The organism is Pseudomonas sp. R11-23-07 (assembly GCF_003852295.1).
GTDB lineage: Bacteria > Pseudomonadota > Gammaproteobacteria > Pseudomonadales > Pseudomonadaceae > Aquipseudomonas.
In genome coordinates, this window is sequence record NZ_CP027761.1 from 5431604 (window position 1) to 5446844 (window position 15241).

The 15241-nt window shown below is 60.2% G+C and carries 14 protein-coding genes and 1 pseudogene; 5 read left to right on the plus strand and 10 right to left on the minus strand.

Annotated elements, in window-relative coordinates:
• Positions 1-84: 84 nt before the first annotated feature.
• Positions 85-156 (plus strand): annotated as a pseudogene (locus C4J84_RS25020) (sn-glycerol-3-phosphate transporter); the annotation flags it as partial.
• 31 nt (positions 157-187) lie between these two features.
• Here C4J84_RS25020 and C4J84_RS25025 read toward each other — a convergent pair.
• From C4J84_RS25025 to C4J84_RS25050, 6 genes are all read right to left on the minus strand, one after another.
• A complete protein-coding gene (locus tag C4J84_RS25025) occupies positions 188-1156 on the minus strand; it encodes a CDP-6-deoxy-delta-3,4-glucoseen reductase (RefSeq protein WP_124436247.1) in 969 nt (322 codons plus the stop codon).
• Positions 1156-2622, minus strand: coding sequence for a 4-hydroxy-3-polyprenylbenzoate decarboxylase (ubiD, locus tag C4J84_RS25030; protein ID WP_124368770.1), 1467 nt, complete (start codon positions 2620-2622; stop codon positions 1156-1158). The genes C4J84_RS25025 and ubiD overlap by 1 nt, the downstream gene beginning before the upstream one ends.
• 59 nt (positions 2623-2681) lie before the next feature.
• Positions 2682-4664, minus strand: coding sequence for an acyltransferase family protein (locus tag C4J84_RS25035; RefSeq protein WP_124436248.1), 1983 nt, complete (start codon positions 4662-4664; stop codon positions 2682-2684).
• Between the two features lie 156 nt (positions 4665-4820).
• Positions 4821-6080 (minus strand): transcription termination factor Rho, encoded by a 1260-nt coding sequence (gene rho / locus C4J84_RS25040; protein WP_003176825.1) that lies wholly within the window; start codon positions 6078-6080, stop codon positions 4821-4823.
• Positions 6081-6314: 234 nt separating this feature from the next.
• Complete coding sequence (gene trxA / locus C4J84_RS25045; RefSeq protein ID WP_124368772.1) at positions 6315-6644, minus strand: thioredoxin TrxA; 330 nt, start codon at positions 6642-6644, stop codon at positions 6315-6317.
• A gap of 120 nt (positions 6645-6764) precedes the next feature.
• A complete protein-coding gene (locus tag C4J84_RS25050) occupies positions 6765-7460 on the minus strand; it encodes a FadR/GntR family transcriptional regulator (RefSeq protein ID WP_124364910.1) in 696 nt (231 codons plus the stop codon).
• Positions 7461-7714: 254 nt separating this feature from the next.
• Here C4J84_RS25050 and C4J84_RS25055 point away from each other — a divergent pair, with 254 nt between their 5' ends.
• From C4J84_RS25055 to C4J84_RS25070, 4 genes are read left to right on the plus strand one after another with little or no spacing between them, the layout of a single operon-like run.
• Entirely contained in the window at positions 7715-8500 is a 786-nt protein-coding gene (locus C4J84_RS25055) for a transporter substrate-binding domain-containing protein (protein ID WP_064454657.1), read from the plus strand.
• A 17-nt stretch (positions 8501-8517) separates the two neighbouring features.
• A complete protein-coding gene (locus tag C4J84_RS25060; RefSeq protein WP_124364912.1) occupies positions 8518-9186 on the plus strand; it encodes an amino acid ABC transporter permease in 669 nt (222 codons plus the stop codon).
• On the plus strand, positions 9183-9833 hold the full coding sequence (locus C4J84_RS25065) for an amino acid ABC transporter permease (RefSeq protein WP_124372243.1): 651 nt from the start codon (positions 9183-9185) through the stop codon (positions 9831-9833). Before C4J84_RS25060 ends, C4J84_RS25065 begins: the two co-directional genes overlap by 4 nt.
• Entirely contained in the window at positions 9820-10557 is a 738-nt protein-coding gene (locus C4J84_RS25070; protein WP_124411050.1) for an amino acid ABC transporter ATP-binding protein, read from the plus strand. Before C4J84_RS25065 ends, C4J84_RS25070 begins: the two co-directional genes overlap by 14 nt.
• Here C4J84_RS25070 and C4J84_RS25075 read toward each other — a convergent pair.
• The 4 genes from C4J84_RS25075 to C4J84_RS25090 form a co-directional block, all read right to left on the minus strand.
• Positions 10529-11068: a hypothetical protein gene (locus C4J84_RS25075; protein ID WP_124436249.1), complete on the minus strand. Its 540-nt coding sequence runs from the start codon at positions 11066-11068 to the stop codon at positions 10529-10531. The two genes, C4J84_RS25070 and C4J84_RS25075, sit on opposite strands and share 29 nt — an antisense overlap.
• Positions 11058-13559, minus strand: a complete 2502-nt coding sequence (locus C4J84_RS25080; RefSeq protein WP_124436250.1) for a fimbria/pilus outer membrane usher protein — start codon at positions 13557-13559, stop codon at positions 11058-11060. The genes C4J84_RS25075 and C4J84_RS25080 overlap by 11 nt, the downstream gene beginning before the upstream one ends.
• Positions 13560-13566: 7 nt before the next feature.
• Entirely contained in the window at positions 13567-14250 is a 684-nt protein-coding gene (locus C4J84_RS25085; RefSeq protein ID WP_218567535.1) for a fimbria/pilus chaperone family protein, read from the minus strand.
• Positions 14251-14386: 136 nt separating this feature from the next.
• Positions 14387-15043 (minus strand): DUF1120 domain-containing protein, encoded by a 657-nt coding sequence (locus tag C4J84_RS25090; protein ID WP_124368777.1) that lies wholly within the window; start codon positions 15041-15043, stop codon positions 14387-14389.
• Between the last annotated feature and the right edge of the window lie 198 nt (positions 15044-15241).

Consider the following 15241-nt stretch of genomic DNA (forward strand, 5'->3'; position numbering starts at 1 on the left):
GTAACCGTACGGCGAAAAAGTGCTGTACGCGTACGCTGGCAAGCGCTATGGCATGAGCGAGTACCTGGCGTACCTGAAGGTCACGGCCCGCTGGCGGCGGAATTGGTGCTGCTGGGCTTCAATGCGGCAATGGTGACGACGGGTTTACGTTTCTGAGCGGACAATTTCCAGTGTGGGCTTGCTCTGCTCAGGGCCGAGGGGCATAGGCAAACACGTCAGCGCGCATCTGGTGCGCATCCATACCGGCGTCGACCAACGCATCCAGCGTGCCGTAGATCATCGCCGGGGATCCACTGGCGTATACATGCACGGCCTTAAGGTCGGCAATGTCTTCGCACACGGCTTCATGCAGCAACCCGCAACGTCCTTCCCAGCCGCACAGGTCACTGACGACTTTGTGCAGGAACAGGTTGGGCAGTTGCCGCCACTGATCCCAGTGCTCGATCTCGTAGAAATCTTCCGGGCGACGCACACCCCAGTACAGGTGCACCGGGTGCTTGAAGCCCGAAGCCCGGCAATGCTCGATCAGGCTGTGCATCTGAGCCATGCCGGTGCCAGCGGCGATCAGCACCAGCGGCCCGTCCGGCAGCTCCGCCAGGTGAGTGTCACCGAACGGCAGTTCGACGCGGGCCATCTGATTGCGCTGGAGCTGGTCCAACAGGTTGCGTGCGCTGTCTTCGCGGGCCAGTACGTGCAGTTCCAGCTCGCGTCCACAGTGAGGCGCCGACGCCAGGGAAAACGCCGACTTCTCTCCATTCTCACGCTCGATCATCAGGTATTGCCCGGCGTGGTAACGCACGGCTTTGCCGGCAGGAGCCCGCAGGCGCACGCGCCACACATCGCCGCCGACTTCCACGCATTCGCTCAATTGGCATGACAACTTGCGCAACGGCAGTTCTCCCGGCGCCAGCACGCCATCCCACAAGACAATGCAATCTTCCAACGGCTCGGCGATGCAGGTATAGAACTCACCATGGTCACGCACCTCACCCGCCTGCTGCACCCGGCCCTCCACCAGCAGCGCCGCGCACACGTGGCAGACGCCGTTGCGACAGGCCTGGGGACATTCGTAGCCCAGGCGGCGCGCGCCATCGAGAATTCGTTCGCCAGGGTCCAGTTCCAGGACCGCGCCGGAAGGTTGCAAGGTTACACGCATCAATCTATTCCCAATTCTTTCCAGATTGCATCGACGCGAGCAGTCACTGCGTCATCCTTGACGATCACCCGGCCCCACTCGCGGGTAGTTTCGCCCGGCCATTTGTGAGTGGCATCCAGGCCCATTTTCGACCCAAGGCCTGAAACCGGCGAGGCAAAATCGAGGTAATCGATGGGCGTGTTGTCGATCATTACCGTGTCGCGCTTGGGGTCCATGCGCGTAGTAATGGCCCAGATCACGTCATTCCAGTCGCGGGCATTGATGTCGTCGTCAGTGACGATAACGAACTTGGTGTACATGAATTGTCGTAAAAACGACCACACGCCCAGCATTACCCGCTTGGCGTGGCCCGGATACGACTTCTTCATGGTGACGATGGCCATGCGGTACGAGCAACCTTCCGGCGGCAGGTAGAAGTCGGTGATTTCCGGAAACTGCTTTTGCAGGATCGGCACGAACACTTCGTTCAGCGCCACGCCGAGAATGGCCGGCTCGTCTGGTGGCCGGCCGGTGTAGGTACTGTGGTAGATCGGTTTGATCCGATGGGTGATGCGCTCGACGGTGAACACCGGAAAGCTGTCGACTTCGTTGTAATAACCCGTGTGGTCACCGTAAGGCCCTTCATCGGCCATCTCACCGGGGTGAATCACACCCTCGAGGATGATTTCGGCGGTGGCCGGCACTTGCAGGTCATTACCACGGCACTTCACCAATTCGGTGCGGTTGCCACGCAGCAGGCCGGCAAAGGCGTATTCGGACAGGCTGTCCGGCACTGGCGTCACGGCACCCAGGATGGTGGCCGGGTCGGCGCCGAGGGCCACGGACACCGGGAACGGCTGGCCCGGATGCTTTTCACACCACTCGCGAAAGTCCAGGGCGCCGCCACGGTGGCTCAGCCAGCGCATGATCACTTTATTGCGGCCGATCACTTGCTGACGGTAGATGCCGAGGTTCTGGCGGTCCTTGTTCGGGCCCTTGGTGACGGTCAGGCCCCAGGTGATCAGCGGGCCGACGTCGCCGGGCCAGCAGGTCTGCACCGGGAGCATGGCCAGGTCGACGTCATCGCCTTCGATGACCACTTCCTGGCACACCGCGTCCTTGACCACCTTGGGCGCCATGGCAATGATCTTGCGAAAGATCGGCAGCTTCGACCAGGCGTCCTTCAAGCCTTTGGGCGGCTCGGGCTCCTTGAGGAAGGCCAGCAGCTTGCCGATCTCGCGCAGCTCGCTGACCGCCTCGGCGCCCATGCCAAAGGCGACGCGTTCGGGGGTGCCGAACAGGTTGCCGAGCACCGGGATGTCAAAGCCGGTCGGGTTCTCGAACAGCAGCGCCGGGCCCTTGTTGCGCAAGGTGCGGTCGCAAATCTCAGTCATTTCCAGTACCGGTGAAATCGGCATCTGGATACGTTTCAACTCTCCGCGCTGCTCAAGTTGCTGCACGAAATCCCGAAGATCCTTGAATTTCATTAACCATGCCACCCATAAAATAGGCGTACATCCTACCTGCTCTAGAGGCGGCTGGCAGCTTAATTGGCCGTCAACCCCCGTGATTGCAGCGAACTGAACAACGGCTCCAGGAAGGCCTCGATGTGCCGCGCGCCTACGTCGGAAAGGTGGTTATCGTCGGTGTACAGCGCGCGGCCATTGAGTTCCACCCGGCACAAGCCGTCGGTGCCGCACAGCAAGGGCGCGGGGTCCAGCACCGTGACACCGCTGTCGGCCGCCGCCAGCTCGTCAAACAGCTGGGTAATAAAGGCCTGGCGCTTCACATGCTCGGCCACGGCAAGCCCTTCACCGTCCACCGGCCGGTTCATCATTGCCAGGCGACTGAGGCGGTAAGGCACGATGATTTCCTGCAGCGGCACCTCCTTGACCAGCCAGACCTTATGCCCGGCAGCGCGCAGCGCCTGGATGCGCTCGCGCAGGCCCTGGGCAAAGCGCTGCTCGGCGACCGCACGCACATAATTGCCAGTGCTGGGGTCCTTGAGCGCATGCTCTTTGTCGCCCGACATTTGCCCATAGACATACAGGCTCCAGCGCGCCGCCAGCACCACATCGCTGAATTTTTTCTCGGCCATCGCCTTCTCGACGCGACGGTTGAAATGCGCGCACCGGGCAATATTCTCCAGGCCATCCAACGGAATACAGCCCGCGAAGCTGGCTTCAACCAGGCTGATATCGTGGCGATCAGCGCCCTCTTTGAGTGCCGGAATCAGCGCGGTGGCATGACTGTCACCCCATACCAGCGCCGAGACGGACTGGGTTGGCGGACCAAAATGGCAGAACAACCGCTCGTCGGGCGTGTCTTTGTCAGCCATGCACGCCAGCAGGTCCGGGCTCCACTTTTTCGCCTGGGCGAAACGCAACGCCTGTTCGGACAACCGTGAAGGCACACCGTCGAATTCGCGTATCGCAAGGCCCGTAAAGCCCAGCCCCAGGATGCCGACCACGGCTGCCGCCAGAATCGACTTGCGGGCCGCCAACAGGCGTTTTTCCCGGAACGGAGTTTCAACGAAGCGCCAGGACAAGTAGCCCAGCACCAACGAGAGCAGCATCAACCCGGCCAACTCCAGGGTGCTCAAGCCATCCACCGCAGCATAGTTGGCGTACACGAACACCGGCCAATGCCACAGGTACCAGGAATAGGAAATCAGCCCGATACCGACCATCAGCCGCGTACTCAACAGGCGCCCGACCCAGGTGTGTTGCTGCCCGTTGGCCCAGATCAGCCCGACGACACCCAGCACCGGCAATAGCGCGGTCGCGCCGGGGAAAGGGGTTTTCGCGTCGTAACCCAATACGGCGATCAGAATCAGCGCCAGGGAGGCCAGGCTGACCCCCTGCGCCAGGGCGGGTGAGGCGCGCCACTCATATTTGGGCAGCACCGCCAGCATCGCGCCGGCCAACAATTCCCAGGCCCGAAGGTGCAGCAGGAAAAACGCTTTTTGCGGCTCATGCTCAACCGCCCAGACGCTCATGCCAAAGGAGCCCAGCAACACCGCGAACAGCGCCAGGCGCCAGTGCTTCAGGCGGCTTGAAAGCAAGGTGAGCAGCAGCGGGAAAACAATATAGAACTGCTCTTCTACCGCCAGCGACCAGGTATGCAGCAGAGGCTTGATGTCAGAGGACGCATCGAAGTAGCCATGCTGGCGCGCGAACAGCAAATTTGAGGTAAAGGTCACCTGATAGTGCGCCGACCGCCCCAACTCCTCATAGTCCTTGGGCGCCAACAGGAACCAGCCCACCGCCAGTGTCGCTGCAATCATTACAAACAGCGCCGGCAGGATGCGCCGTGCGCGACGGGCCCAGAAATCAATGAAACTGAAGCGTCCGGCCTGGCGCTCGCGCCAGATAATGGACGTGATCAGAAAACCGGAAATAACGAAGAAGACGTCAACACCAACGAAACCGCCGGTAAGGCCAGGAACGCCGAAGTGAAACAACACGACGGCGAGGACAGCGATGGCACGCAGGCCATCGATGTCTCTGCGGTAAGCAAGAGTGGTCATAAGAATTGTGGTCAGTCTGTGACGAAAGGAGTGAGCGTAGTCGCGCGTACAATTTTTGTTACTTAACGGACACTTATGCCATAAAACCCGATGAATCTCGACGCAAAAAAATGGCGCCCCCATTGGGGCGCCATTTTTCGGACCTGAAACGCGGTTTTACTTGCGCTTCATGGACAGGAAGAACTCGTCGTTGGTCTTGGTGGTTTTCAGCTTGTCGATCAGGAACTCGATGGCGGCCACTTCGTCCATCGGGTGCAGCAGCTTGCGCAGGATCCACATGCGCTGCAGTTCGTCGTCGGCAGTCAGCAACTCTTCGCGGCGCGTGCCGGAGCGGTTGATGTTGATGGCCGGGAACACACGCTTTTCAGCGATACGACGGTCCAGGGGCAGTTCCATGTTGCCGGTACCCTTGAACTCTTCGTAGATCACTTCGTCCATCTTCGAGCCGGTTTCAACCAGCGCGGTGGCGATAATGGTCAGCGAGCCGCCTTCTTCGATGTTGCGCGCGGCGCCGAAGAAACGCTTTGGCTTCTCCAGGGCGTGTGCATCGACACCACCGGTCAGCACCTTGCCAGAGCTCGGGATCACGGTGTTGTAGGCACGGGCCAGACGGGTGATGGAGTCGAGCAGGATCACCACGTCTTTCTTGTGCTCGACCAGGCGCTTGGCCTTCTCGATCACCATTTCAGCCACCTGCACGTGGCGGGTTGGCGGCTCATCGAACGTCGAGGCGACCACTTCGCCGCGCACGGTGCGCTGCATTTCGGTCACTTCTTCCGGACGCTCATCAATCAACAGCACGATCAGGTGAACTTCAGGATTGTTACGCGCAATGTTCGCCGCAATGTTCTGCAGCATGATCGTTTTACCGGCTTTCGGCGGCGCAACGATCAGGCCACGCTGGCCCTTGCCGATGGGTGCGCACAGGTCGATCACACGACCGGTCAAGTCTTCGGTGGAACCATTACCGGCTTCCATCTTCATGCGCACGGTCGGGAACAGCGGGGTCAGGTTCTCGAAGAGAATCTTGTTTTTCGCGTTCTCTGGACGATCGAAGTTGATCGTGTCGACCTTGAGCAGAGCGAAGTAACGCTCGCCTTCCTTCGGAGGGCGGATCTTGCCTACGATGGTGTCGCCGGTGCGCAAGTTGAAGCGACGGATCTGGCTCGGCGAGACGTAGATATCGTCTGGGCCGGCAAGATAGGAAGCGTCTGCGGAGCGGAGGAAGCCGAAGCCGTCCTGGAGAATCTCCAGCACGCCATCACCGGAGATTTCCTCGCCGCTTTTCGCGTGCTTCTTGAGCAGGGAGAAAATCACGTCCTGCTTGCGCGAACGGGCCATATTTTCTATGCCCATTTCTTCGGCCAGTTGGAGCAGGTCGGTAATCGGCTTTTGCTTGAGTTCAGTCAGATTCATATAGGAATGACGTAATCATTTATGGAGGGGGGAAATTAAGCTTTTGGCTTAATGAGGCCGCGCCGCAGAGAAGGCGACAGGATCGCGTACTAATCGAAAAGGAATGCGTCGGCGACGGCTTGCAGGGGGCAGTGGAGAAACCAGTGCGGGGCCGAATGTACCACCTGAATTTCGGAGCGTCTAGCCCTGTTTTACGAAAAAGCCCCGAGATTTTCGGGGCTTTTTTGGCGACGCTTAGATGTTGGCGTCGAGGAAGGCTTGCAGTTGGGACTTCGACAGCGCGCCTACTTTAGTGGCTTCGACGTTGCCGTTCTTGAACAGCATCAACGTTGGAATACCACGCACGCCGTGCTTGGCCGGGGTTTCCTGGTTCTCGTCGATGTTCAGCTTGGCAATGGTCAACTTGCCTTCATAAGTGGTTGCAATGTCGTCCAGGACCGGAGCGATCATTTTGCAAGGGCCGCACCATTCGGCCCAGTAGTCAACCAGCACCGGGCCGGCAGCCTTGAGTACTTCGGCCTCAAAGGTCGCGTCGGTGACGTGCTTGATAAGATCGTTGCTCATGGATGTCTCCGGAATGTAAGCAAAAAAAACGTTGCCCATCATAGCCGCCCTTCCCCCGTTCAGGAAGCCGCCTCTGATTGAGTCTTGCTATGGCGACGCATGACTTTGCATATCGCCGGTTCACGGTGCGACGGGTGTGACGAAGGCAATGCCCGTGCGCAATGCGGCATTACGTACATGTTCCTGCATGGTTTTCTGCGCCGCCGCACTGGTGCGCCGGGCCAGGGCACGCAAAATCCTGCGATGCTCCTGCCAGGTTTCCATGGCGCGCTCTGGCCGGATGAACGGTAGTTTCTGGCTTTCCAGGAATACATCGGCGCTGGCGCTCAGAATGCTCACCATCGCCTGGTTGCCGCTGGCCAGCAGGATGCGCTGGTGAAACTTGAAGTCCAGCCGGGCGGCAGCTTCAAAGTCACCCGCTTTGAGCACCTTGCGCATCGCCTCGACATTGTCTTCCAGGCTGTCGAGCTCGTCGGTGGTCAATGTGACCGCCGCCAACCCTGCCGCAAACCCTTCCAGGGCGTAACGCAGCTGGAAGATCTCCAGCGGCGTGGCCTGCGCCGCAAACGGCCAGGCGAGTTCGGACGGTGGGTCCGGTGCCTGCACAAACACACCCTTGCCCGGCTGCACACTGACCACACCCAAGGCGCTCAAGGACGATAACGCCTCACGCAACGAGGCCCGGCTGACGCCCAACCGCACCGCCAGATCGCGTTGCGAGGGCAATGCATCGCCCGGCCCAAAGCCCTGCTCCTTGATCAGTTTGCGGATGGCCTGCAGGGCCGCTTCCGGTACGGCTTGGGCGATGGAATTCATAAAAACTCAAGGTTCCAGTCAACTGAGCGGCTAGTTGTAAAGCTATTCACGCCTGCCGGCAAGCCACGCCCCAAAGGGGCTCGCGGGGTTTTTACGGCGCTCGAAAAGGGTGCGAAAAGTTTAATGACTGTTCAGACCAGTAAGACCATCCCACCTCAACGGATCCGTGCCTTACAGACAATTCCATGAGCGCTGGCATGGGCTGTGCACTGGGCAAATTCAGAAAATTCCTTCGCCTTTCTCGGAGAGTTGCCATGACCAAGCGCTACAGCGCCCTGCTCACTGCCCTGTTTGCCAGCCTGATGCTGAGCCAGGCACCCGCCCAGGCCAACGGTTTGGACGACATTGTTGCCCGAGGCACCCTCAAGGTCGCCGTGCCGCAGGACTTCCCGCCGTTCGGTTCGGTGGGCCCCGACATGAAACCCCGCGGCCTGGATATCGACACCGCCAAGCTGCTGGCCGACCAGCTCAAGGTCAAGCTGGAGCTGACTCCGGTCAATAGCACCAACCGCATCCCCTTCCTCACCACCGGCAAGGTCGACCTGGTGATCTCCAGCCTGGGCAAGAACCCCGAGCGCGAAAAAGTCATCGATTTCTCCAAGGCCTACGCGCCTTTCTACCTCGCCGTGTTCGGCCCGCCTGACGCGGCGATCAGCACCACCGACGACCTCAAGGGCAAGACCATCAGCGTGACCCGTGGCGCCATTGAGGACATCGAGCTGACGGCTGTCGCGCCCAAAGAGGCGACCATCAAGCGCTTTGAAGACAACAATTCGACTATCGCCGCCTATCTGGCCGGCCAGGTCGACCTGATCGCCAGCGGCAACGTGGTGATGGTGGCGATCAGCGAGCGCAACCCGAAACGCGTACCGGCGCTGAAGGTGAAGCTCAAGGACTCCCCGGTGTACGTGGGTGTGAACAAGAACGAGCCGGCATTACTGGAGAAGGTCAACCAGATACTGGTCGCGGCGAAGGCTGATGGCAGCCTGGAAAAGAACGCTATGCAGTGGCTCAAAGAGCCGCTGCCGGCTGATCTGTGACGCGACGGAGCTGACTGATGGCGTATCAATTCGACTTTGTACCGGTGCTGGCCAACACCGACCTGTTGTTACGCGGCGCCCTGTTTACCCTTGAGCTGACGGCTATCGGCGCACTGCTGGGAGTGGCCCTGGGCACCGTCGGTGCAGTTGTGCGGGCATGGAAGATTCAGCCGTTCGCCTGGTGCTTCGGCGTGTATGTCGAGTTGATCCGCAACACGCCCTTTCTGGTGCAGCTGTTTTTCATCTTCTTCGGCCTGCCGTCCCTGGGCTTGAAAATCACCGAGTGGCAAGCCGCCGTACTGGCGATGGTGATCAACCTGGGGGCCTATTCCACGGAGATCATCCGTGCCGGTATCCAGGCCATACCGCGCGGGCAACTGGAGGCTGCGGCGGCATTGGCCATGACGCGTTTCGAAGCGTTTCGCCATGTGGTGCTGCTGCCGGCACTGGGCAAGGTGTGGCCGGCCCTGAGCAGCCAGATCATCATCGTGATGCTTGGCTCGGCAGTCTGTTCGCAGATCGCTACCGAAGAGCTGAGCTTTGCCGCCAACTTCATTCAGTCGCGCAATTTCCGCGCCTTTGAAACCTATGCCCTGACCACCCTGGTGTACCTGTGCATGGCGTTGATGATTCGCCAGTTGCTCAACTGGATCGGCCGCCGCTATGTGATGAGGAACAGCCGATGAGTGATTTTTCCTTCTGGGACATCGTGCGCAACCTGCTCACCGGCCTGCAGTGGACGCTGTTGCTGTCGCTGGTGGCGTTCATAGGCGGCGGTGTGATCGGCCTGCTGGTGATGGCGATGCGCATCAGTCACAAGGCATTCCCGCGCAATGTGGCCCGCACCTATATCGAACTGTTCCAGGGCACGCCGCTGCTGATGCAACTGTTCCTGGTGTTTTTCGGTGTGGCGTTGCTCGGGGTGGATATTTCGCCCTGGCTGGCGGCGGCCATCGCCCTGACCCTGTTTACCAGCGCCTACCTGGCCGAAATCTGGCGCGGCTGCGTTGACTCTATTTCCCATGGGCAGTGGGAGGCATCGGCCAGCCTGGCGCTCAACCCTCTTGAACAACTGCGCTACGTGATCCTGCCCCAGGCCCTGCGCATTGCCGTGGCGCCGACCGTGGGGTTTTCGGTGCAGGTGGTCAAAGGCACCGCCGTGACTTCGATCATCGGCTTTACCGAACTGACCAAGACCGGCGGCATGCTCGCCAATGCCACCTTCGAACCCTTCATGGTCTACGGCCTGGTGGCCCTCGGTTACTTCCTGCTCTGCTACCCCTTGTCCCTCAGTGCGCGCTACCTGGAAAGGAGACTGCATGCCTCTGCTTAGAATTTCCGCCCTGCATAAGTATTACGGCGATCACCATGTACTCAAGGGCATCGACCTCTCCGTTGAAGAGGGCCAGGTGGTGGCGATCATCGGCCGCAGTGGCTCGGGTAAATCCACCTTGCTGCGTACTCTCAATGGCCTGGAGTCGATCAACGACGGCGTGATCGAAGTCGATGGCGAATACCTCGACGCCGCCCGCGCCGACCTGCGCAGCCTGCGGCAGAAGGTCGGGATGGTGTTCCAGCAGTTCAACCTGTTTCCACATTTGACCGTTGGCGAAAACGTCATGCTTGCGCCACAAGTGGTGCAGAAAGTGCCCAAAGCCAAGGCAGCGCAGTTGGCCAAACAGATGCTGGAACGCGTTGGCCTGGGAGAGAAGTTCGATGCCTTCCCCGACCGGCTGTCTGGCGGCCAGCAACAACGCGTGGCGATTGCGCGCGCCCTGGCCATGTCACCCAAGGTGCTGCTGTGCGACGAAATCACCTCGGCCCTCGACCCGGAACTGGTCAACGAAGTGCTCAGCGTGGTGCGCCAACTGGCTAAAGATGGCATGACGCTGATCATGGTGACCCACGAAATGCGCTTCGCCCGGGAAGTCGGTGACAAGCTGGTGTTCATGCACCAAGGCAAGGTGCATGAAGTGGGCGACCCCAAGGTCCTGTTTGCCAACCCGCAGACGCCGGAGCTTGCCAACTTCATCGGTTCTGTGGAGCAGCCGGGCTGACCAGTTCAAAACGGCCCTGCCCCTCCAGCGACGTCTGGCTCCGCACTTGCAGCGCCTCGGCGGGCAGGTCGGTGTCGATGTCGACCTGGGCGGTCAAGCGCTGACCTGTTACCGGCCTCCCTGCGACGCGTGCCGTCAGGACCTGGCCCGGTAATAACTGCCCAGCCGCACCACCGCCGGGCAGGTCCCAGTCGACGGCACGCCCATCCACCTGTGCATGCTTGAGGCTAAGCCGCAACCGCCCCTGCTGGCCAAAACGGAACGCTTGCCCATCGGCGGCACCGATAAACCGCAACGCCATCACCGACGGCTCGACGCACAACACGTTGAGCTGCAGCGTGCGCGTGGCTAGCGTCACGGTGGTGCTTTCGACCAGCGCCTCCCGGCGAATGACCCCGTAGTCGATACGCGGTTGGCTCACGGACAATCGGCAGTTTTCGGCGTGCGCGCCCTGAGCCAGCAACACCGTACAAAACAGCGCACAGCCGAGGCATATAAACTTACCGACCATGGCACACCGCCGCTGTTGTATCGAAGAACTTGTCATTATCAGGCTGGCTCCCAGGGGAAATGTTCAGCAGGCAACTGGCCGAGTCCGGCAATGAAACCCTCAGGTCTTGCACCTCGTTCACGTCGTTCAGAAAGATCATGCCTTCGCCCACTACGCTGGTCAGAAAACGATCGCCCTTGCCGAACACCGCCGCGCCCTGAGGCAGTGGCCGGCCTTGATCATCGCTGGCGTTGACCAGCATGCGGCGCACCTTCACCACATCAAATGCCACGGTGTTGACGGAACCGCGGCCTGCGGCGAGCACACGGGTGCCGTTCTTCAGATCAACGCGTTTTGGCAAGGACTGGGTTTGCACCTCGATATGGCTGTTGGTGTAGGCAGGCAAGCCTGGAAGCACGGCCTGGCCGGTGAAGTCAGTCCACACCGGGCCTTGCGGGGTGTCGATTTTTGCAGAACCAATGTCGCCCACCGACGCAATACCAAACGTGTCCTGCACCGTGTAGGGCGAGAAGGTAATCCCACCTTCATGAGCGACCACGCCACCTTGCAGTTGCCCGGTGTAACTGGTGCCTAACGGGTCGCGACTGACACCCAGACCGACTCGGGTGTAACGCGGCGTGAGGTCTACCTGGCCGCGCATCGATTGCTCCTGCGCACTGAGGTCGCGCTCGACACCCACTTCATAGTTCACATACTCATTGACCCGTTCAGTGAGCGCCGTGCCGGTACGGGACTGCCCCCCACGGCGACTGACATAGCTGTTCACACGACGATCACCGCCCAGAGGCACGCTGACCTGCAGCCGCAAGGACAAATCATCATCGAGGACGGTGTCGCGCCGGTTTCGCTCCCGAGTGGCGTCGCGGCGTGCTTGAGTGCTGCCCACCTGGGAGTCGGCAATCAACGCAACATCGGCATAGCGAAACGATTTGTTCCATGAGGCGAACACGTGTTCGCTCGATTGCCCGTCAAATTGAGCGCTACGGGTATAGCCCAGGGAGAAGGCACCCAGGGTGGGGTCGACCCATGTCACGCCCGCCGTGTATTGATTCTTGAAGCGTGACGCCAGCACGTCGGCCGTGGTCGGGCGGCCGGTCTCGATCACCTCGCGATAGCCGCGGGTCTGGCTGGTTGCGCTGAGGTTGAGCTCGACGTCGGCGGATACCGGGCTGCTCACGGACACGCTACTGCGTGAGCCGGACACGGCATGACGGCTGTCGCGGGACAGGTTATGACGCGCGCCCACCGACACTCGCTGGAAAAACACGCTGCTCAACGTGCCACCTGCCGACCAGTACTCGTCGGTACTCAACAAGCCGAAACCACCCGTTGAGTCGCGCCCCAGGCCCCACGTCCCGCTGCCCATGGCGACGACGGGCGATGGCCCCTCGCCCTGCGTCTCTTCACGTAGTTTGCCGAGGGACAAGTAATAACCGGGTGCCGCCGGCGCGGCGCCGGCGAACGAAGCCGCCGGCACCACGAAGCTGCGTCGGCCCCCGCGTACATCGATCACACTGACCTCAAGGTCGCTTGTGCCATTGAGCAGCGGCAAACCGGTCAGCCGAAAAGGCCCTTCGGGCACCAGCGTACTGTGGATCAACACGCCGGACTGACGCACCTCAATCCGCGACTGGCTCTGTGCCAGGCCTTCCACCACCGCGTTATTGCTGCCCGCCGGCACGCGCGACTGGCCGTCGGGGGAAAACTGCACACCCGACAGCTGGATGCCACCAAACAGCGGGTTGTTGCTGGACAGCTGGCCCGCCTGGAAAGTCGAGCGCAACGCGGCGATATCCCGCTGCGCATAGGCATACAGGTGCTCGTTGTGCGTCACGCCGTTATCGGAGACGTAGATTTGACGACTGCGAAGAATCCAATCACCCAGGTTGAAACCCGCTTCGGTGTAAGCCGACACGAATCGGTTGTTCCCACTGCGCGAATGGCTGTCGAAACCCTGCACATCATAGTTGAACAAGCCCGCCGCACCGCCCCGGGCGAACTCCCCGGCCTCCCACTGCGGTTCGCGCAGTGATGAGGTAGGCACCACCAGCGCCACTTCATCGTTGCCAGGGCGCAGCCGCACCATGGTCGTGGGAAACGCCCCCAGAAAGTCATGGCATGCCTGGTCGGCAGTGGCGCCTTTGCGGACGATGGCAGTGGGTTTGACCAACCCGGCTTTGTCCAGCAATGCCGGGGTAAAGCACAATTGCCCATCGGCATCGAACTGGGCGTCCACCAAGCCGAGCGGGTTGCCGTTGACTTTCAACCCCACCACCTGGGTGCCCTCGCGAAAGCGCGCCGCCGTGCGGAAGTAGTCCGAGACTTTCGGGTCAATGCCGTGCGTGGTCAGTGCTGCCAGGTCAAAGCCCTCGCCCAGTTCCAAGGCAGGGGCAACACCAGGCAAGCTCCACAGTGTTGCCATCCCCATGAGCAACGTGGGTCGGCGGGTCCATAAAAAAGCTCCGGTTCGGTGACTCGACAGGTTTGTCATGGGTCGATCAACCCCCGTCCGTATTGATCGGGGCCCGGTAGTTTTCTACCGAAAAGCCGTAGATCGTGGCCGGTAGAATCTCTATATCAGTCAGTTCCTCCAAGGGTCCTTCAACCTTCACCGCCAGCGCTTCGCCCGGCAAAATGTAGGTGCGCGGCAGCGTAGCCGGGGCTCCCTGTGGCAATAACCGAACCTGCGGAGCCATGCGCACCACATAAGCGCTGTCGTTGTGGACCGTCAAACGTTGTCCTGTACGTCGCCACTTCAGCAGCTCCCAGGGCGTGTGATGAACCGGCAGGCCTTGGGGATGCAGGATCAGCGGCAAATTCTGCCGCAAGGTGATACCAATGGTCGCACCGCCCGCAGCACGCGCCTGGGGAATGCCCTCGAAAGACACGCGTTTGAGCCGCTGAGTCTTCAACGGGGTCTTCAACGTGCTGATGAAACGCACCAGTTGCGTTTCACCCCCTTCCACCCGCGCAATAGGCGGCGTCACGATCAAAAGCGGTTCCACATCTTCCGGTATGTTTTCTATTACCGAATGCAGCAACGCTGGAGCCGCGTCGGTATTCTTGATGTTTATCGTCGCTTCACCCTGCTCTTCGTTCAATACAATGACCGTGGTTTCCGGCAACATACCATCAGCCACCGCAACACCGACAAAGCACAAGAGCAACAGTGCATATAACAAACGCGTACTCTTTCTTACGGGACGACTAAGCACTCTGTGTTCCCCACAACCTTGAAGTTGACTATTGAGCGTCGTGCGCGCTTATAAAACAGCCGACCAGAAACACATGTTTCTTGATCGACTGTTGTTATGTCGCTTAGATGTAACTCAACTCAAGTGTTGCGCGCCCATCAAGGGTAACGTCACGACTCAGGTCCAGGTCCTGGCCTTTATTGATCACCGCGCGCACAGCAATCGTCCCGGTCAACTGGTTGATAGAGGCAGGTGTGGCGGCCGTGCTGCTGCGCCAGGAATATTGGCTAGGCGCTTGTGCGACTTTGCCATCACTGTTCTGCCAGGCGCCGGCGCTGATTCGCATGATCGGAAACAGTGTTGCGGTCGGCGAGCGCAGGTCCCTGAGGGTAACGGCAAAGCCACCCGTTCTCCGGCCGGCCACAGTCCCCAACCCAAAGTTGTTCGCCTCGGTGTAACCACCCCCGAGCGCAGTGAGGATGCCCGTTACCTTGCTGCCGGCCTGCAGGTCGACAAATTTGAGCCCGAACTGGACAGGCGTATTGCCACAGCTGACGGTGATAGGCGTGGTTTTCTCGGTGAGCGCGTTAAACGCCGTCTGGGACAGTTGGCCCGAAGGAATATCGCCGTAGTTGATAATGCCACCGCCGCTCATACTGAGGTTACAGGCGGCGGGCTTGATGACCCCCCTGACGATCAGTTCTGCGCTGGTGGCAGCATGTGCGCCAATGTTTGCCGCCAGGCAAACGAGACCCAGGGTCAATCCAACAATTTTTTTCATATTCGACCTGTCACTTGAAAGTTATCAGGTGCTCTCTACATTCGTCTTGGCGGTTCCATCGCCAAACGGTTTATCTTCCTGGATGTCGACAACGACACATAAATAACACCAAGGCAAAATTGCCGGGTGACAGTGTGTCGCCTGGGTGCTTCATTAAAGAATCAGATAACGCCTGGGTTAATGTGAGAACTGTAAAAC